Below are 18,864 nucleotides of genomic sequence, written 5' to 3'. Positions count from 1 at the left end.
AAAAGTATGGAACTTGTGTCTCACATCAGACGTTAGATTCTGACCGAGCTGATGGCCCTTCCCAGTGAGCAAAGCATCATCCTAACTTGGCGATACTTGACATCATTGCAATTGATAATTCACAGTGGGCGCCATAATATAAAATATCAATAACATAATGACCGTTATGTTATTGACAAAGTGCGCAAAAATGTATAGCATGATTTTATGTAACGATCGTTATGATATTCCGCCATTCACCGGAGCGAGGGATTCCAGCGACGTGCAAAGAGGTTTTTTTTATCTGAAATCATTAAAGGAGGTTTTTTTATGCAGCAATCATTGAAGGGCAAGGTAGTTCTCATTACGGGCGGCTCACGCGGCCTTGGCGCCGCTATGGCGGAAGCGTTCGCCGATCACGGAGCGGATATTGCGATTAGCTACGCGGCTTCGGCCGAAAAGGCGGCGGCTGTCGTGGAGAAGTTGCAGGGCAAGGGTGTTCGTGCATTGGCAATCAAAAGCGACCAAGCGGATCTTTCTTCCGCCAAACCCCTAATTAACTCGGTGATTGCCGAATTCGGCAAACTCGACATCCTCGTGAACAACGCCGGAATCGCGATCCAGGGCCAGATGGTGGATGATGCCGGCTTGGACGAAGAAAGTTACAATCGGCAGTGGCAAGTCAATGTCATGGGATCAATTTCCAACACCCGCGCGGCGGCACCCCGACTAACGGACGGAGGTCGCATTATTTTTATCGGCTCTCTGCTCGGCGAGAAGGTACCCTTTAGAGGGGTCGCCGACTATGCTGGAACAAAGGCAGCGCTCGCCGGATATGCGAGGGGCATCGCGCGCGACCTCGGTCCCCGCAATATCGCTGTGAATGTCCTGCAGCCGGGCGTCATGCCCACGGACATGAATAAGGATGTGGCCGATCATCTTCCACCTCTTGAAACCTTCCTAGACATGCATCCGATCCGCCGCTTTGCAACTCTTGAAGAAGTGGCGGAGACCGTCTGCTTTCTTGCCGGACCACATGGGGGCTATATCACAGGTGAGACCATCAATATGGCCGGCGGTGTCGGGATCTAGGACATTCTAAAAAAATATGCATTTAAAGGAGAAAATTTATGACTAGAAAATTCAGTGCAAAGTCAACTGCCGATCAGGTGCTTTCCGGCATTGATCTCAAGGGAAAACGAATTCTCATTACGGGTGCATCATCGGGCATTGGCCTCGAAACCGCCCGTTCACTGGTCTCTCACGGTGCCAGCGTCGTCGGCACGGCTAGAAACCTCGCTAAAGCCCAATCGGCCACTTCATCAGTCTTTGATGCTGCGGCGCAAGGAGGCGGCAGCCTGGAGTTGATCGATCTCGATCTCACATCCTTGCAAAGCGTTCGCGCCTGCGCGGATAAACTGTTGGCCAACGGCCAGCTGTTCGACGTTATCATCGCCAACGCTGGTGTCATGGCAACCCCGTTCGGTCGGACGGTTGACGGCTTCGAAGTCCAGTTCGTGACGAACTATCTTGGTCATTTTGCTCTAATCAATCGGATCGAGCCGCTGCTTGTCGATAACGGGCGTTTGGTAATGCTATCGTCCCAGGCACATCGCGCCGCCGATGTTGACCTGGACGATCCGAATTTTGAGCAACAGGCATACGATCCGTTTGTTGCCTATGGTCGATCGAAAACGGCCACTACTCTCTTCGCAGTGGAATTCGATAAGCGGTATCGCAATCGTGGCGTTCGAGCTGCCTCGGTGATGCCCGGGAATAGCCTTACCGATCTCGCACGCCATTTCTCGTCGGAAGACTTACAGAGTCTTTTCGAGAATGTTGGCAAAGCTCGCGCCGTAGCGGGTCTTCCGCTAGCAGAGCTCAAAGAAATCGCGCAGGCAGCCGCAACGTCGGTCTGGGCCGCAGTTGTGGCTGACAAAGACGAAATCGGCGGACGCTATCTCGAAGATTGTGCGGTCGCACCGATTGATGACACGCCTAACCCGTTTGCCGACGGCGTAAGGTCGTATGCGCTCGACGCTAACAAAGCCGAGCGGCTTTGGGTGAAAAGCGCGGAGTTGGTAGGCGTGAAAGGTATGTACCTATGACAGTAGTAGGCATCATTGGCGCTGGCGAGGTCGGCAGCCAGATCGCGCGTGCGGCGATCGCGAACGGGTATGAGGTCGTTATTGCCAATTCTCGGGGACCCGAGACGTTGAAGGACCTCATTGATGAGCTCGGCCCGTCAGCACGCGCCGCGACTGCGGCCAGCGCTGCCGAGGCTGGTGACTTCGTCGTCGTGGCCGTCCCCCTCAAGCTGGTCAATGACATGCCTGTGGAGCAGCTCTCAGGAAAAATCGTGCTCGACACGAACAATTACATGCCTTGGCGCGATGGCCATTTCCCCGTGCTCGAATCTGGTGAGATGACAGTTCATGAGCTCCGTCAGAAGCACCTTCCGACCTCGAAGGTGGCGAAGGCCTTCACCCATATTCAAGCCCCCCGCCTCTTTATTTCGAGCAGACCAACTGGCACCCCCGACCGCCATGCATTGTCGGTCTCGAGCAACTTTCCTGAGGCGGCGGAACTCGTGACGCGGCTGTACGACCAGTTCGGTTTCGATACTGTCGACAACAGTCCGCTGAGTGAGTCATGGCGCAGCGGTCCCGGCCAGCCAGCTTGGGCTGCGCACGCGCACCAGACCCGTGATGAGCTGATCGCCAATCTCGCCAGGGCGCGACGGATCACCTTAAAATGAGTCATTGCATAGGCAACGGCAAGAACATCTACGGTACAATTGACGTTGTCGAGTTTAGCTCATACAGTGGAAGTATTTCTGTGGCATCTGTTTTTGATCCGATAGAGGAGAGCGTCCTTCATATTTTTAATAATGTGGTGATCGGAGTCATCAATACAGCAAGGCTAATCATTCCAGAGATGATTGAAGCGAGGAGCTATCTTGCACTAATACTTCATTGAACGTTCTCCCCATGCCCAAAAAAAACAGACTTCTCACAAGTTCAATACGAACTTTGTGAGAAGTCTGTTTGTAGTAGACATCGATTCCTACTCTTTTCGTAACGCCGAAGGTGGGATTTTTTTATGCTTTTTGAACGTTCGGCTAAAATAGTATATATCATTGAAGCCTGTTGAAGCGGCGATATCCGATATGGATAATGAGCTGTGACGCAGCAAATAATCGGCTTTATTCAACCGAGTTGCTGTTACGTATTCGGTAACGGTGCGTCCGGTAAGCTCCTTGAACAGACGACTAAAATGAAAACGACTTAGCCCAGTCTTCTCCGAAAGAAATTCGATCGATAAATCATCCATATATCTCTCATCAATATGCTGGAAAATTGGTGAAAATCGTTCTACGTTTTTTAATCGTTCAGTGTACTCCTCTTTAGATAACACTGTAGCTACATGACCACGCAGCAGCAGTGTCAGTAATTGATATAGCTCGGACTTTATTGCCAGCTCGAATCCAAACTCGCGTGTTTTTATTTCATTGATAATAGTAAGCATACAATCTGTTACTTTATTGTCATTAGCAATCAGATTTCGAAGTAGAATGCGATTTTGGGAAATTAACGTTATAAATTTTGTTTCGGCAGCATCTATAGATTTACTATTTAGCAATGAAATATCAGCAATAAGTGCATAGTAGGCAAGATTAGTTGATCGGCTAATTCCATAATGCAATTCATTACTGTTTACGACAATGAGATCACCTTTGTTAGCAGCAATGGTAGTAGATCCGCATTCGATGGTGGCCTCCCCCGCAACAAAATATAAGAACTCAAGTTGCTCATGCCAATGATGCGGAAATATAACCTGATCCTGCTGATCAAAGGAAATCTGATGCAATTTAATAGGGAAATGAGGATCGGGCATATCCATAGCTTCATGCAATGATTCGAATTTATCCACAACAATCTATCCTCTCTTCCAGATAGCACAATTTTACAAATAAACCGCACAGCTTTGCATGGAGTTAAGCGTTAATACAATTATAATATGAAAGTAGATACATGCAAAATGTTTTGATAATAAAGGGGGAATTGGACAATGAAACCTGTACGGACAGCCGTTATAGGAGTGGGTTCTATTTCATCAATGCATCTGGGCTCATACAAAAATAATAAAAATGCTGAGCTTTATGCAGTCTGCGATTTAAATGAAGAGCGTGCAACGGAAGCAGCAAAGAAATATGGAACAGATAAGACGAAAATATTTACCGACTACCGAGAGTTGTTGGCAGATCCAGCTATTGAAGCTGTAAGTATTTGCACTTGGAACAATACGCATGCAGAAATTAGTATTGCCGCACTAAAAGCAGGTAAGCATGTTCTTGTTGAGAAGCCACTTTGCCGTACAGTTGAGGAAGCTTTGGCGATCGAAGAAGCAGTTCGCTCTTCAGGCAAGCAGCTGCAGATCGGCTTTGTTCGGCGATATGATTCCAATGCACAAATGCTGCGGGCGAAGGCTGAACGCGGCGAGTTTGGCGACATTTATTATGCGAAGGCATCGACGATCAGACGACTTGGCAACCCGGGAGGCTGGTTCTCGGATATTGAGCGTTCAGGCGGCGGGCCATTAATCGATATTGGCGTGCATATCATTGATTTATGCTGGTATATGATGGGACGCCCTAAGCCAGTATCAGTTAGTGCCAATACGTATAAAAAGTTGGGTAATCGCTCGAATGTCAAAAATTTAAGCTTTTATAAAGCTGCCGACTATGATGCGAACAACAATACAGTGGAAGATATGGCGAATGCGCTTATCCGTTTCGAGAATGGAGCTTCCTTACTCATAGATGTGAGCTTTACGCTGCATGCGAAAGCAGATGAAACAGCGGTTCGATTATTTGGTGATAAAGGTGGATTCGAAATTGATCCTGAGATGGTTATCGTAACGGAGCAAAATGATACGATCGTAAATGTTTATCCGCAAACGGATCATAAGGGCTTTGAGTTCGAGAGTGCTTTTCAAAATGAAATTAATCATTTTATCGATTGTATTAGAAGCGGCAACAAACCACTTAGCCCAGTCGAAGATGGTATTGAAATGATGAAAATATTGTGCGGTATTTATGAGTCAGCTGAAAAAGGAGCTGAAGTACGTCTATGAAACTAGGAATTAGCTTATATAGTTTACACAAAGCACTTGATGCTGGGGAAATGTCGATTCAGGACGTAATTATTTATATTGCAGAACTAGGCGGTGAGCATATTGAAATCGTACCGCATAGCTTTGATTTAACTAAAAATGCGGAGCTCATCGACGTTATCGTAAATCAGACGCGCGCAAGCGGGATTGAAATATCCAATTATGCAGTTGCTGCGAACTTCTATAATTTAAACAACGAGCAATTTCAGCTTGAAATTGAGCGGTTGAAGGGTGAAGTTGACATTGCAAACAAGCTTGGCGTGAAAAGAATGCGTCATGACGTCGCATCATCAGAGGATCTATCAATCGCAAACTTCAATGCTGAGCTTCCAAAACTCGTCGAAGCCTGCAGAGCTATTGCTGATTATGCTGCCCAGTATGACATTACGACTAGCGTCGAAAACCATGGCTACTTTATTCAGCATAGTGATCGGGTACAGGCGCTTGTTGTTGCAGTAGATCGTCCGAATTTCAGGACAACGCTTGATGTAGGTAATTTCCTCTGTGCAGATGAACCTCCGGTTTCAGCAGTTGCAAATAACATAAGGTTTGCATCAATGGTGCATGTGAAAGATTTTTACACCCGCCCAGCCTTCCAAGCACCAGGTGAAGGATGGTTTCCATCTATAAGCGGCAATTGGCTGCGTGGAGCAATTGTAGGACATGGAGATATTGCCATACGCGATGTGCTTCAAAAGGTAAAAGAAAGCGGCTATGACGGATATATATCAATAGAGTTCGAGGGGATGGAAGATTGTCTAGTTGGCACCCGACTAGGATTTGAATATGTAAGACGAATTTGGAATGAACTATAATTAAAGGGAGAGTGTGTAGAATATGCAAGCACCTATCATTACTAATAAAATTGGCGTAATTGTAGACAGCTTTAAGCTTGGGGTTACAGACGGTCTTGTTAAAGCGAAAGAGGTTGGGGCAGACGGCGTACAGATGTATGCGGTAGCTGGCGAACTTGATCCTGCTAATCTATCTACGCTGGCGAGAAGAGATTTAAAGTCCTATATCGAATCATTGGGACTCGAAATCTCCGCATTGGTCGGTGATCTAGGTGGACATGGTTTCCAGGATCCGAAGGAAAACGGTGCGAAGATCGATAAGTCAAAGCGGATAATGGAGCTTGGAATGGAGTTAGGAACGAATATCGTGACCACTCATATCGGTATCGTTCCAAGTGATCAGAATAGCCCAATATATGAAACGATGCATAAAGCTTGCTTGGAGCTTAGTCGTTTTGCACACGATATGAATGCTTATTTTGCAATCGAAACTGGACCAGAGTCAGCCGCGCATTTGAAAGGATTTCTAGATGGACTTGGTACAAAAGGGGTATCGGTCAATTATGATCCTGCCAATATGGTTATGGTTACTGGCGATGATCCCGTACAAGGTGTTTATACGCTAAAAGACTATATTGTTCATACACATGCGAAGGACGGTATTAAGCTAGCTCATATCGATCCGCGCGATGTATATGGTGAATATGGCTATGAGAAATCACTCAATCATGAGGAGCTTGCGATTATGGCTGAGAGTGGGGCAGCATTCCTCGAAGTTCCGCTTGGTGAGGGCGGCGTTGACTGGCCTGCTTACTTGCGTGCTCTTCAAGAGATTAGCTATGCTGGTTACTTAACAATCGAGCGCGAAGTTGGTACGAATCCCGAAGGCGATATTAACAAAGCCGTTCAATTTCTTAAGCGCTATAGGGCGAGTTGAAGGCATTAAGTCAGATTATAGATTTATAGATTTGTATCGTCAGTAACATTAGTAATACTGATGCATCAAAATGGCCATGATGTAAAATCGATCGTAGATCAACCTACAAGAACATAAAGATGGCGCTCAGGATTATTTCATCCGAGCGTCATCTTTGTCATTCAGCAGCTTTATTTCTAAACAAGGGCTTGTCACATATGCTCTACTTACGTTTCATATCAATCTAGTGCTAAAAATTGATAGTTTACGATAATTAGTTTTTTGTATTAATTAACAAATCCATGCAGTATGTTACAATAACCCCATAAGAATACAATTATATGAAGAGGTGCAAAAATGGAAATTTAGAAGGATAAGTACTGAAATTGATAAATCAGATAAGCTTAGAAAAGACAAAAGTTTAGGAGTGTGAGAAATGTCGTTATTTCAAGTGAAGGGGTTAAATAAACAATATGTTAATGGTGAGGTAACAACCTCTGTACTGAAAAATGTGAAATTAGGAATCGAAAAGGGAGAATTTGTTACAATCTTAGGACCTTCTGGTTCAGGGAAAACTACGTTACTAAATGTGCTCAGTGGACTTGATAATGAATATAGTGGGGAAATTCAATATAATGAACAAAACTTTTCTAAGTTTACAGAAAAGCAGCTCGGCGAATATCGCAGACAAGATGTCTCTTTAGTCTTTCAGCAATATTATTTATTACCAACACTAACGGTCTACGAAAATACTCAAGTTGGAAAATACTTAACTTCAGAACAGCTTTCTATTTCAACTATTCTTGAGCAAGTAGGCTTGCTAGAGCATAAGGACAAATACCCCAATCAGTTATCAGGTGGACAAAAACAACGTACAGCAATTGCCAGAGCAATTGTGAAGTCTCCTAAAATAATCTTTTGTGATGAACCAACTGGTGCATTAGATATCGAAAACTCAAAAATGGTCATTCAATTGTTACTCGAATTGAACAAGAAGAATGGCGTGACCATCATTATGGTAACTCATCATGAAGCATTTTCTTTATTAGCAAACAGGGTCATTCGCATGAAGGACGGAAAGATTAAAGAAGTGAATACAACAATATCTCCATTATCCATTGATGAGATTGAGTGGTGATGAATTATGTTATTTAAGCACACAATTAGATATATTCTTCAGAAGAACAGATGGTTATTTGCAGCAATTTCGGCTTTATTAGTTATTATGAGCGTATTGTTTTTTTCATTAATCTCCTTAAATGAGAAAATGAATCAAGTTGTAAACATCTATGAGATTAACAGTCAAGAGGATTTTCAGTTTATTCCGAAACAAGATGGTACTTTGTCTATTGAAGAGACTGTGAACAATTATGCTGAAACTTATAAGTTTGATGTAGAACAACAGCATCTTAAATTAGTTACGGAAAAATCTATCTCCTATAAAATATTAAAGCAACAACATCTCGTTAACGAACCATACTATCTGTTTGGTAAAGCAAGCAGTCAAGCAAATGAAATCGTAATTGACGTTAATACTGCGACAAGGCTTCAACTAGAAGTTGGTGACTCTTATGAATTCCTTAATCAATCATACGAAATTAGTGGTATAGCAGGTTTTCCAGGACAAATTCAACCTAATATGAAATTGAAAGGATTTGGCTCATATCATCCAGAACATGCTGTGCTGCTTGAATTGAGTGATGAGACTTTTAATCAAGTTGAGGCCGAAGAGAAAATTTATTATGGTGGAATTTGGTCAGAAAAAGCATCAAATCGTGAATTAAATCCTGAACATTTTTATATGATCAAATATGCAGCTGATAACGTTGAAATGAATTCCTTGTCACTGAAAATTTCGATGAATCAAATGATTGCTGGTATTTCAATTGGTGTTTTGATGACTATTGTTCTAGTGATGCTAGCCATGCTAGTTTATAAAATGATTAAAGATAATCAAGAAATTTATGGGATATTAAAAGGAATAGGATATAAAAATCGCTATATTATAAGGAGCTTCCTGCCTATTATTGTTATGTTAATAATACCGATAATTTTAGGTAAAATAATAAGTATTTTGTTATTACCTGATTTATTTGTTTTAATGAATCAAGATGGAATTATACCTTATCTGGAATCTAATAATGGTTGGTTGTTTTTCATAATTGTCGCGATAATATTTGTTTTCATAACAGCGTTCAGCTCCATGTTGCTTATTGCCATTATGCTTAGAAAGAGTCCAATTTCTCTCATTCGAGGCGTGAGTAATGAGAAAAATAGTAAGTTTAAGCGCGTATTATTGAAAATAACAACTAGAAAAAATGAACTACTGAACTTAAGAAATAAGTTTGCATTACGTAATCCGTTTGTTTTAGGTTTAATGATATTTACAGGATTCGCTTTGGCAGTACAATTGTTGTTAAGTTTTGCTATGTTTGAATTTCCTCAACGAATTGTGCAGGCTTATGAGGAGCAATTTACATACTCTTATGATATTAGATTTTCAGAAACATTAAATGTTGAAAGTTCTAATGAGTATGTAGCTTACGGAAATAAGGCGTACACATTTGATTATAAGGGGAAGCAAGAAGAAGCTGAATTGTATATTTTACAGCCAGGAGAAAGTAATTCTTTCATTCAATTTATTGACTATAATACAGGGGGAAATATTACAAATCGATTGAGTGACGGCGTAATTATTAGTAAATGGTTTGCTAATAAGTATGATCTGCAGGTAGGAGACGAACTGGCTTTATCACAATCAGATTTGTATATTGCTGCAGAGATTGTAGGTATTCATAAAGGTTTACAGGGGAATGAAATTTACACTACTGTAAGTTACTATAATGATACTTTCAACGAAGAAATTGTTGAATTTGATGGATTATATATTGATACCTTGACGCATCCGTCATTTAATGAGGCTCAAATTAGTATTGTAAACGAGCTACAAGAAACGTTGTTAGCTGTAAAGCAGTCAACTAATCAATACAAATTGATAGGTCTAATCTTACTGATTATTGGCATTGTACTTAGCATAATATTGATGAGTATTGCACTATATATTATGCTGCAAAATAGCAAGGACCAAATCTTATTATTTAAGGCAATGGGATATCGTAATAAGGAGATATTTGTAATATCCATTAATGGTTATCTATATCCGCTATCATTAGGTATTGTTGTTGCTATTCCTTACTTTATGTTGCTAGGGAAATTATTGTTTGGAATGATTTCCAAGGGAAGTAGCTTATATATTCCTATGGAAATTAGCATTATCTATATAGTTATTCTTTCTATGAGTGCTGTTCTATTCTTCTACCTAATTGCTTCAATCTTTGTATACAGTATTTTTAAAGATAGAAATTTCATGAGACTTATGAATACATGAATATTATCAACCATCAAATAATTTCTATTGCGAACGATGAACTACATTTGGTAGAGGTAATTACTTGTAATAATAAGTTAAGCAGAGCGGATAGAAACTACTTCAAAACTTACATCATACAGCGTTCAAAAAGAAAACAAGATGCAGGCTATTAGCTTCCGGCATCTTGTTTTTTTGTTTTCAAATTTACAAACTTATCACATAAAGTGCGTTTGAATTTAACAATGATGTCTCATTATTAGGACAGAGACTCAGAATAAAGCTTAGTTTACGAGTCCAAACGTCGTTGTGTCGTTTCGCAAGTACTTAATAAAATGATAAAAATTAAAAAGGGGCAGTGAAAATGAAAAACAGAAATAAAGCAATGAGTATGTTAAGCATGTTTATTATTGCATCCATGGTAATATCTCCAACGTATTATGTACAGGCATCAGAAGTAGAAAATACAGTTTTTATTAATGAAATTGAATCTAATGATGCAGTTGCAGATATAGATTGGATTGAAATTATTAATACTGGCAATAGTGATATGGATATCAGTGGATGGTTTGTTACAGATGATAAAGGTTTGGAGCGGTTGGTAGATAATAAGGAATGGCGTATTGAGGATGGGACTGTATTAGAAGCTGGCGAAATTTTGGTTATTGAGCATGATGTTGTGTTAAATAATCTGTCCTTGGGAAAAGAAGATACAGTTTTTTTATATGATAGTAGCACTACTTTATTGGACTCGTATACTTATTCAGGTCATGCAGTTGGTACATATTCAAGGGTTCCAGACGGTACAGGAGAATTTGTTGATCAGGAACCAACCAAAGGTGAGTTAAATATTGTAGAAAAAGAAGAATTACCTAAACATAGATTAGTAATCAATGAGATTAATTCTGCGCCGGATGATTGGGTAGAGTTTATGAATATAGGAACAGAAGAGATGGACCTTTCTGGTTATGAAATTCGCGACAATTCTGATGACCATCGTTGGAAATTTGCAGAAGGAACAAAACTGCAAGCAGGAGAACTGTTTGTAGTTGATGCAAGTATGAATGGTCAGGTATATAATGATCAGACAAAAGCTTATGTTGCAGGTGAATTCCAAGAAGCAATTGGTATTGGTTCAGGAGATTCTATTCGTTTATATGATAATGAAGGGAATTTACTAGATGACTATTCATGGACTGGCCATGCTAGTTATGAAGGTAATGATTCATTGGCGTCTTTCGGAAGATATCCAGATGGGACTGGTACATTTGGATTAATGAAAGAAACAAAGGGGTTAAAAAACGATTGGTATCAACCTCAGATAGTAATCAATGAAGTAGAGTCTAACGATGATGAAACCGATTGGGTTGAAATTTATAATGTAGGAACTACAGCCGTAGATTTATCTGGTTGGTATTTATATGATGATGACCCAGTAGGACATGCTGCAGATATAACACCCGTAGTAGATGGAACAATTCTTAATCCAGGCGCATTTTATGTTTTTGATGGTAATAAGGATTTTACATTTGGCTTAGGAAAGGCTGATCAAGTTACTATTTTTAATAAAGATGGTGTGTCCATTGCAGAATATTCGTGGGAAATACATGCAAATGGTGTATACGCACGCATTCCAGATGGAACAGGCGAACTTGTAGAATTTCCCACTTCGACTAAGGGAAAAGCAAATATTGTAACAAATCCAGTTATATTAAATGAAGTACAGTCAAATGACTTAAATAAGGGACCTGATTGGATAGAGCTTGCTAATCCAACAGGCGAAGTTTTAGATATTTCGGGAATAGTAATTAAAGATAGTGATGATACACATCAATATGTTATCCCTAATGGTACAACAATTCCAGCACATGGATTTTTGGTATTAACAGAAGAAACATTTGGTTTTGGACTTGGAAAGAATGATTCTGTACGTCTATTTGAAAATGATAGATTAATAGCTAGCACAACATGGCCAGACCATACAAATCCTACTTGGGGATTGTATCCAAATGTAACTGGAAATGAGTATAGAAATACAAAAGAAGCAACGGTTGGTGCACCAAATAAATTTGATGGTATTCCTGAAATGAGTGCATGGCCCGGTAATGGTGAAGTCGTGATTTTTGACCATGAACCGACATTTTTAGAGGATTCTTCAGGATTGGATTTCTTTAATCGCCAATTATATGCAGTTGATAACGGGACAGGTAAGTTTTGGATTTTAGACGTTTCAAAAAATGGAGAGTTAAGTTTTGCAAAAGGTTTTGAAAATGGCAAGCGTGTTCGATTCCAAAAGGATGCAGATGATGCAAGAGCAGCAGGACCAGATGCAGAAGGAATTACAGTAGATGGAAACGGTATTGTTTATATTGCTTCTGAACGTGATAACAATGTTAAGGGCGTAAACTTTAATATGATTTTGAGCGTTGATCCACATAAAGAAGACGATGATTTAGTTGCATTACAGCAATGGGATTTAACCGCATCATTACCACAGGTTTCTGCCAATATGGGCATTGAATCTGTAGAATGGGTATCAAACGCCAATGTTGAAGGTAAGCTTTATGACCAAAATACGACTGCAGTGTTTGATGCTACTAATTATCCAAATGCAATTGCAAGTGGTGTGTTCTTTGTAGCTTTAGAAGATAACGGTCATGTATATGCATATGTTCTAAATGAAGATGGAAGTTCGGTGCAAATTGCTGATATTGATGGAAAGATTGGTGGAGCAATGGCTCTTGACTACGATACATATGAAAATGTATTGTGGGTTGTTGCGGATAATGGATATAATAATCGTGCAGCAAAAATATCATTTAATGGAGATAAAGAAACAGAAATTATTCATATCATGCCAGCAAGTGGTGTCGATATTAGTTTTAATAATGAAGGATTTGCCATTGCAGATGCAAGCTTTACTAGAAATGGTCAAAGACCGGTGTATCGATTTAAAGATGGCGAAAAAACAGGCTCTTTAACTATAGGCTCTATTGCATCTGATTATAAAGAAAGTGTAGATGATAACTCCGGAAATACAGGCAATGAAGGTACTGGAGGCAGTAATAATGAAACAGTACCTCCTAGCGCGCCGAAAGTAGATCAGAACAGAATCAACGTTACTACCGAGTTAACACAAACTTCTGAAGGCAGTATTGCTACAGCAGTGCTAACTGAACAAGCAATAGCAGAAGCCATTGCTTTCGTGGAAGCTGCGAACACAACAGAAACCATTGTTGAAATCAAAGTAGCTGCCGTAGCAAATGTCAAAAAAGTTGAAATGATGATTCCAAATAAATCGATGAGCGCATTAGTCGAATCTCGGGTTGAAGCATTTTTTATTGCTTCACCAATTGCAACCATCACGTTTGACGATATAACTCTAAAAACAATTGCCGATGCGGCTAAGGCTGATATAAAGATATCTGCTAGCGTTGTTGATCCGAGCACACTTTCAGTGTCTGGAGTTACTAAAGAACAGATTGCGGACAGACTGATATTCGATTTTACAGTAACAAGTGGTGAGGAAGAGATTAGTGATTTCAATGGTGGATTAGCGAGCGTATCCGTTCCGTACACCTTACGTCAAGGCGAGAATCCGAACGCTATTGTAGTATACTATCTGGACAAGAACGGAAACCTTGAACATGTCATGGGTTTATATGATGCTGAGGCTGGTACAGTAACGATGAAGGTTAACCACTTCTCTAGCTTTGTTATTGGCTACAATAAAGTGGAGTTTGCAGATGTATTGAGCACACAATGGTATGCAGATGCAGTAGACTTTGTAGCAGCTCGCCAGTTCTTCAATGGGGTAAGTGATAATGAGTTTGCACCGAATAACGAAATGACAAGAGCTATGGTTGCCAAGGTCATTGCAAATATAGAAGGAGCAGACCTTACGAGCTACGACACATCAGTATTTGTAGATGTTGATAAGGATGCTTGGTATGGCGCTGCAATTGCTTGGGCAGCTGATAATAAGATTGTGTCAGGTGTAGGAAATGGGGAATTTGATCCAAGTGCACCTATCACTCGCGAGCAATTGGCTGTCATGATCCATAACTATATTGAGTATAAGGGCATTGAATTAGTAGGCACGAGCAAGCCAGCCTTTGCAGATGCAACCGCAGTGAGCGATTGGGCACAGGATGAAGTGACAACACTACAAAGTTATGGCATTATAAGCGGAATTTCCGGAAACACATTCGCACCAAAAGCAAATGCCGACAGAGCAGCAGTGGCCACCATATTCAAAAATTTTGTAACTGAGTTTGTTAAGTAAATGAAATGGAAAATCTCCCTTTGGAATTCACCAAAGGGAGATTTTTTGTGGTGTGCCCAGCATGGGTTCAGTCAATAGGGTGGGGGGCGGTTTGCGATCTGGTGGATTCGGATATGGTGCTGATGAGTGTGTCAGCCCTACTAGTGTCATAGTTATCGCGCAGGAGTTGCCTCCATATACCGGGTATTCCATTCATTGGCTTCTAGTAACACCTGTTTCCCACCTGCCTCCATGAATTCCTTCACGAAGGTATCGAAGTACTCAACGGGCTGGTCGCCGGTGATAATAGAGATGTATGCTTTGTCCCTCATGCTAGTCAGTTCAGGGGTATGTTGAATTAAGGAGGGGGTTGCAACCTCCAGCTTATTATAAATGCCGTTTTCCTCCAAGCCCAACGTTGCAGCCCACTGCTCCCGCCGGTCCGAAAGCACTCCGGGGACAGCCATGCCAATACGGGAGCCGATGATATTCGTGTAGTTATCCATGTTGTTATATGGAGGAAGGATGTGAAACTCCTTTGCAAATTCAGCGCTCCAGTCCCAGTGCTTCCCTGAAAGACCGTACTCCATTTTAATCTGCTCCACTGGATCGGGATTAGCGCTAACATAATCCAGTATCTCCAGGATTTTTTCCAGCTTCCCTGGCTCGCTCACAGTATCGGCTCCGATGGCGATAAAGCTCATCAACATATTGTAAGCTTTTGAACCGCTGTGCCCGTAAGGGCCAATAACAGGAGGAGCAAATACAATATCAGCAGCTGCGTTCTTCTGTAGGAGTTCATAGACATTGTATGAGGCCCCAATTGGGATTTCTTCATCATGTACATTGAGAACGTTGTAATCGCCCTCTTGGGTCCAATGATAATAGTTGCCCATCGAGGTCATCCCAATTCTGCCATTGATAAAAGCGTGGGACAAATGCTTATAGCCGCCTTTATTTTCACCGGTTATAAACTCTGGGTCGATGATCCCGTCTTGGTACCATTTTTGTAGATAAGCAAGAGCTTCCTTCATCTCAGGCTCTAAAGCGCCGATCACGAGTTGGTCATCTTTCATATTAAAATAGAGCTGTTCGGTAAAAACGGACTGACCAAAAGCGCCAAACACAACATTCATGCCCTCTTTGGATAGGCCATAGGTATCCTTCTTACCGTTCCCATCAGGATCACCGTTAGCAAAAGCATACATGGCGGCCTCGAATTCATCTAACGTCTCCGGAACGTCCAGCCTCAGCTGCTCAAGCCAGTCCTCTCGATATATGACAGGGATTCGATATATGTTGGTTTGATTGATGACTGGAATGCCATACAAGGTGTCGTTTATTTTTCCGTACTCGAAGTAACGAGGATTATAGCTGTCGATTCGCTGCACAATATTAGGCGCATATTCTTTCAGCACCTCTTCGGGAATTTCCGCTAAAACCCCTTGCATCTCATACTTGAGCAGATCATGTGACTGTCTGATCCGAAAGAGGTCCGGAATTCTTTCTTGGGCTAGTTCCAAGTCCAGCAGCTCCTCATAATGCTTGTTCTCAAGGTTCCACATATCTAGCTTGACATCAAAGTGTTCCTCAATATATTCGATCATCTCCGCATCTTCAGAAACAGTGGCATTTTGATGCATTGTCCATGAAATCGTGTAGAGCGGCGCTGCAACAGCGTCAGGACTTGCAGAATTGATCTGCTCTTGCACTTTTTTTCTATCCTCCGATAAAACGGTACAACTGCTCATGAATGCGATAAGGATAATAGTTGCAGCAAAAAGACTTAGAGTTCTTGAAAGGTTGACGTTCATAATATTTCCTTCCCAATTTGGTTGATCTGGATGAATGTATAACGGTCTTAATGATGAATAGGCAAATCAGTTGTTCATCAGGCTACGCATAAAGTTTTTCGGAGTACAGCCGTGAATTTCTCTAAACTTCTTAATGAAATAAGCAGAGGTACGGTAACCGACAGTACTGGCGACCTGCTCAACAGTCAAATCTCGTTGTGCCATGAGTTCACGCGCTCGTTCCATTCTCTGGTTCGTAACATATTCGGAATAGGTAATGCCAGTTTCTTCCTTGAAGATTTTGCTAAGATATTTGGAGCTGATAAACACTTGCTCGGAGACTTGATCAAGGGTGAGATCACCTGAAATATGATCGCTAACATATGCTTTTACAGCTGTGATTGTATCGATGCTTCTTAATTCGCTGCGCTTCTCCATATGCTGAACAAAGTCGGTTACTAGATGGACCAACCATTCCGAATATGAGTTAATATTGTAGATCAACGCATATTGCTTGTACAAATTCAGTGAGTTCGTCTCGGCAGGCTGCCAACGTACTTGGCTGATGCTGTCAGAGTAAATAGAGACCATTTTTAATAATATGATGCGACTGTACTCTGCTGAATACATGCCTTCCTTTATTTCCAACAACAAATCCGCAATGGCTTGAATAATACCATCCAAATCTCGAGTCTGCAGCTTCTTTTCAAAGTTTATCAGGTACGAGTCTGGAATTTCGAGACTGCTAATTTCCCTGTTCAGCAGTTCTAGATCTTGAATGACAGACTGAGCGGGAAAGAAATAGCTGTACCGAATTAAGGTGTTGGCTTCACGATAGCTAGTATGGACGTCAGTGTACTGCTCCACCCAGCTGCCTAACGATAAGGCAAATTCTAAACCGAATCTGCTTCTCACTTCAGAGAGAATGAAGTTTGCAATCTGATCTGAGACTTCCGGTTGGTTTGTACAGATGATCACCACTATTTTATGATCCTGCAATTCCTCCGCAAATAGCTGGGTTTCATCGATTTCTGCTGTCTCCAGCTGATGAATCATACTGTACAGTGTGTGCTGCAGCTGTCGCGGCTGCAACTCCTTCCACTTTTCACTGACGGGGTCAATGACCATACACTGGAAGTGGGAGTAGGCCATCGAAATTCGAATTGACTGTAGCTGTTCTGTTAGCTCCTCCGGCGTGAAACGGTTATTCAACATATTAAGTATGATATTATGCTTAATCATTTTTTGGTTGTCCTGTAGTGTTTCTTCAAGATTATCAACTTTATTGGACAGGCTGTTGATAGCAATATCGATAAACCGATATTCATTCTGTTTTGAGTTGACCGGGCTGTTATGCCCGCTCTTGATATTATTCATGATTCGTTTTAGAGGGCTGTAGCCGGCAACCGTAAAGATTGTTGACATAGCAATCCCAACCGCGACAGCCAACAAGCAAATAATGATCACGTCCTCTTTCAAGCTATCCATTTTATAATAGAAGCTATTAGCGGGTGTGGTCGTGTAAATCTTCCATCCGTTTCCTGAAAATTGATCATGGGAAACGACATAAGACCCATGGTCAAATGTATGCGTGAAGCTCGCATCTGAAGGGTTCAAAGAGAGAAGGGACTGAATCAACGAACTCTCCTCCGTGGGGCTCCCTAGCAAAGATTTGTCCGTGGCAGAAATGACTGCTCCATCCTGGTCCACTATATATGTACGTTCATAGTCAGCAGGGATCATATTTTCGATGATCTGGCTGACAGCAGATTCTTTGATATCAATCGCCATCATGAGTTCAGAGTCTTGCCCAGAAGATTGAAATGGGTAGCTGCGAACGTAGGAGATTAAAGGATTCATGTTGCTTTGTTCAGTTAACACGGTATAAGGATCCTCAGGCACTATGCGAGTTTGCATCCATAAGGAGCTTTCTTGGGTTTCTTTCATCGCAATGATCCAATCGGCCGTGCTAACCGCACCCGAAGGGGGACTCTCATAGAGCAGCAGCCCGTGCACGGATGAGATCATGAAATGTTCCTCAGAATCATATAAATGAATGGCTTGTATCAGATCCGAATGATTTTGCACTTGATTTTTGAGCAGCTGTTGAATGTCTACAACTTTGCTGTGGTTTCCCTTAAACTTATCTAAATCAATATTGACGGGGCTTCCTAGAGCCAGAGATAGATAAATCTGATTGACTCTCTCAATGACAGAGCTCTCAATATGATTGACTGTATTGTTTAACATCATCTCTTTGTTGATTCTGATTTCTTCACTATATTGATGGGAAAAGAAGAGATAAAAGAATGAACCGAGAAGAAGCGCAATGACAAGCACGACAGCGAGATAGGAAATAACCATCTTGGACCAAACAGACTGGAATGGCTTGAGCATCTATTTCTCCTCCTTCACGAATAACTTCCAGATAATTAGATCATTATACAATAGCCCGCGGACAAGTGAGCGTCTTAATAATAATTTAACAAAGCAACCTTTAGAAATACCTTGAATCGATAAATCCATAAATCCATAAATCCATAAATTCATAATGAATGGCTGCAGCCTATCTGTTC

14 protein-coding genes are annotated in these 18,864 nt (G+C 41.4%); 10 read left to right on the top strand and 4 right to left on the bottom strand.

Annotation, left to right across the window (positions count from 1 at the left end; genetic code table 11):
* Positions 1–309: 309 nt before the first annotated feature.
* The 4 genes from AC1TPB_RS18900 to AC1TPB_RS18885 are packed head-to-tail and all read left to right on the top strand — an operon-like array spanning position 310 to position 2,958.
* On the top strand, positions 310–1,071 hold the full coding sequence (locus AC1TPB_RS18900; protein WP_482077953.1) for an SDR family NAD(P)-dependent oxidoreductase: 762 nt from the start codon (positions 310–312) through the stop codon (positions 1,069–1,071).
* Positions 1,072–1,109: 38 nt separating this feature from the next.
* Positions 1,110–2,087, top strand: a complete 978-nt coding sequence (locus tag AC1TPB_RS18895; protein ID WP_482077952.1) for an SDR family NAD(P)-dependent oxidoreductase — start codon at positions 1,110–1,112, stop codon at positions 2,085–2,087.
* The gene (locus AC1TPB_RS18890) at positions 2,084–2,737 is read left to right on the top strand and encodes an NADPH-dependent F420 reductase (RefSeq protein ID WP_482077951.1); all 654 of its coding nucleotides are present in this window, start codon (positions 2,084–2,086) and stop codon (positions 2,735–2,737) included. Before AC1TPB_RS18895 ends, AC1TPB_RS18890 begins: the two co-directional genes overlap by 4 nt.
* Entirely contained in the window at positions 2,734–2,958 is a 225-nt protein-coding gene (locus tag AC1TPB_RS18885) for a hypothetical protein (protein ID WP_482077950.1), read from the top strand. The genes AC1TPB_RS18890 and AC1TPB_RS18885 overlap by 4 nt, the downstream gene beginning before the upstream one ends.
* Positions 2,959–3,045: 87 nt before the next feature.
* On the opposite strand, the gene AC1TPB_RS18880 is transcribed toward AC1TPB_RS18885, so the two are convergent.
* Positions 3,046–3,912, bottom strand: a complete 867-nt coding sequence (locus tag AC1TPB_RS18880; RefSeq protein WP_482077949.1) for an AraC family transcriptional regulator — start codon at positions 3,910–3,912, stop codon at positions 3,046–3,048.
* Positions 3,913–4,050: 138 nt separating this feature from the next.
* Between AC1TPB_RS18880 and AC1TPB_RS18875 the strand changes: the two genes are divergently transcribed.
* The 6 genes from AC1TPB_RS18875 to AC1TPB_RS18850 all read left to right on the top strand — a co-directional run bounded on the left by AC1TPB_RS18875 (position 4,051) and on the right by AC1TPB_RS18850 (position 14,516).
* Complete coding sequence (locus tag AC1TPB_RS18875; RefSeq protein WP_482077948.1) at positions 4,051–5,115, top strand: Gfo/Idh/MocA family protein; 1,065 nt, start codon at positions 4,051–4,053, stop codon at positions 5,113–5,115.
* Entirely contained in the window at positions 5,112–5,969 is an 858-nt protein-coding gene (locus AC1TPB_RS18870; RefSeq protein WP_482077947.1) for a sugar phosphate isomerase/epimerase family protein, read from the top strand. The genes AC1TPB_RS18875 and AC1TPB_RS18870 overlap by 4 nt, the downstream gene beginning before the upstream one ends.
* A gap of 22 nt (positions 5,970–5,991) precedes the next feature.
* The gene (locus AC1TPB_RS18865; protein WP_482077946.1) at positions 5,992–6,885 is read left to right on the top strand and encodes a sugar phosphate isomerase/epimerase family protein; all 894 of its coding nucleotides are present in this window, start codon (positions 5,992–5,994) and stop codon (positions 6,883–6,885) included.
* Between the two features lie 415 nt (positions 6,886–7,300).
* Positions 7,301–8,002, top strand: a complete 702-nt coding sequence (locus AC1TPB_RS18860; protein ID WP_482077945.1) for an ABC transporter ATP-binding protein — start codon at positions 7,301–7,303, stop codon at positions 8,000–8,002.
* 6 nt (positions 8,003–8,008) lie between these two features.
* On the top strand, positions 8,009–10,252 hold the full coding sequence (locus AC1TPB_RS18855; protein WP_482077944.1) for an FtsX-like permease family protein: 2,244 nt from the start codon (positions 8,009–8,011) through the stop codon (positions 10,250–10,252).
* A 343-nt stretch (positions 10,253–10,595) separates the two neighbouring features.
* Positions 10,596–14,516, top strand: a complete 3,921-nt coding sequence (locus AC1TPB_RS18850; RefSeq protein WP_482077943.1) for a lamin tail domain-containing protein — start codon at positions 10,596–10,598, stop codon at positions 14,514–14,516.
* 152 nt (positions 14,517–14,668) lie between these two features.
* Here AC1TPB_RS18850 and AC1TPB_RS18845 read toward each other — a convergent pair whose 3' ends face one another.
* The 3 genes from AC1TPB_RS18845 to AC1TPB_RS18835 all read right to left on the bottom strand — a co-directional run bounded on the left by AC1TPB_RS18845 (position 14,669) and on the right by AC1TPB_RS18835 (position 18,838).
* Positions 14,669–16,309, bottom strand: a complete 1,641-nt coding sequence (locus AC1TPB_RS18845) for an extracellular solute-binding protein (protein ID WP_482077942.1) — start codon at positions 16,307–16,309, stop codon at positions 14,669–14,671.
* A gap of 66 nt (positions 16,310–16,375) precedes the next feature.
* Positions 16,376–18,685 (bottom strand): helix-turn-helix domain-containing protein, encoded by a 2,310-nt coding sequence (locus AC1TPB_RS18840; protein ID WP_482077941.1) that lies wholly within the window; start codon positions 18,683–18,685, stop codon positions 16,376–16,378.
* Positions 18,686–18,838 carry a hypothetical protein gene (locus AC1TPB_RS18835; RefSeq protein ID WP_482077940.1) on the bottom strand — a complete coding sequence of 51 codons (153 nt, stop codon included), beginning with the start codon at positions 18,836–18,838 and terminating at the stop codon, positions 18,686–18,688. It abuts the gene before it with no gap.
* Between the last annotated feature and the right edge of the window lie 26 nt (positions 18,839–18,864).

The organism is Paenibacillus sp. Y951 (assembly GCF_056786395.1).
Note: the sequence above shows the minus strand (reverse complement) of the source record. Positions and strands in the feature narration are given on the sequence as shown.

What these genes read in the sequence shown, in the direction of transcription:
- AC1TPB_RS18900 (WP_482077953.1), top strand. Translation starts at nt 310, where the DNA reads ATGCAGCAATCATTGAAGGGCAAGGTAGTTCTCATTACGGGCGGCTCA.
- AC1TPB_RS18895 (WP_482077952.1), top strand. Translation starts at nt 1,110, where the DNA reads ATGACTAGAAAATTCAGTGCAAAGTCAACTGCCGATCAGGTGCTTTCC.
- AC1TPB_RS18890 (WP_482077951.1), top strand. Translation starts at nt 2,084, where the DNA reads ATGACAGTAGTAGGCATCATTGGCGCTGGCGAGGTCGGCAGCCAGATC.
- AC1TPB_RS18885 (WP_482077950.1), top strand. Translation starts at nt 2,734, where the DNA reads ATGAGTCATTGCATAGGCAACGGCAAGAACATCTACGGTACAATTGAC.
- AC1TPB_RS18875 (WP_482077948.1), top strand. Translation starts at nt 4,051, where the DNA reads ATGAAACCTGTACGGACAGCCGTTATAGGAGTGGGTTCTATTTCATCA.
- AC1TPB_RS18870 (WP_482077947.1), top strand. Translation starts at nt 5,112, where the DNA reads ATGAAACTAGGAATTAGCTTATATAGTTTACACAAAGCACTTGATGCT.
- AC1TPB_RS18865 (WP_482077946.1), top strand. Translation starts at nt 5,992, where the DNA reads ATGCAAGCACCTATCATTACTAATAAAATTGGCGTAATTGTAGACAGC.
- AC1TPB_RS18860 (WP_482077945.1), top strand. Translation starts at nt 7,301, where the DNA reads ATGTCGTTATTTCAAGTGAAGGGGTTAAATAAACAATATGTTAATGGT.
- AC1TPB_RS18855 (WP_482077944.1), top strand. Translation starts at nt 8,009, where the DNA reads ATGTTATTTAAGCACACAATTAGATATATTCTTCAGAAGAACAGATGG.
- AC1TPB_RS18850 (WP_482077943.1), top strand. Translation starts at nt 10,596, where the DNA reads ATGAAAAACAGAAATAAAGCAATGAGTATGTTAAGCATGTTTATTATT.
- AC1TPB_RS18845 (WP_482077942.1), bottom strand. Translation starts at nt 16,309, where the DNA reads ATGAACGTCAACCTTTCAAGAACTCTAAGTCTTTTTGCTGCAACTATT.
- AC1TPB_RS18840 (WP_482077941.1), bottom strand. Translation starts at nt 18,685, where the DNA reads ATGCTCAAGCCATTCCAGTCTGTTTGGTCCAAGATGGTTATTTCCTAT.
- AC1TPB_RS18835 (WP_482077940.1), bottom strand. Translation starts at nt 18,838, where the DNA reads ATGAATTTATGGATTTATGGATTTATGGATTTATCGATTCAAGGTATT.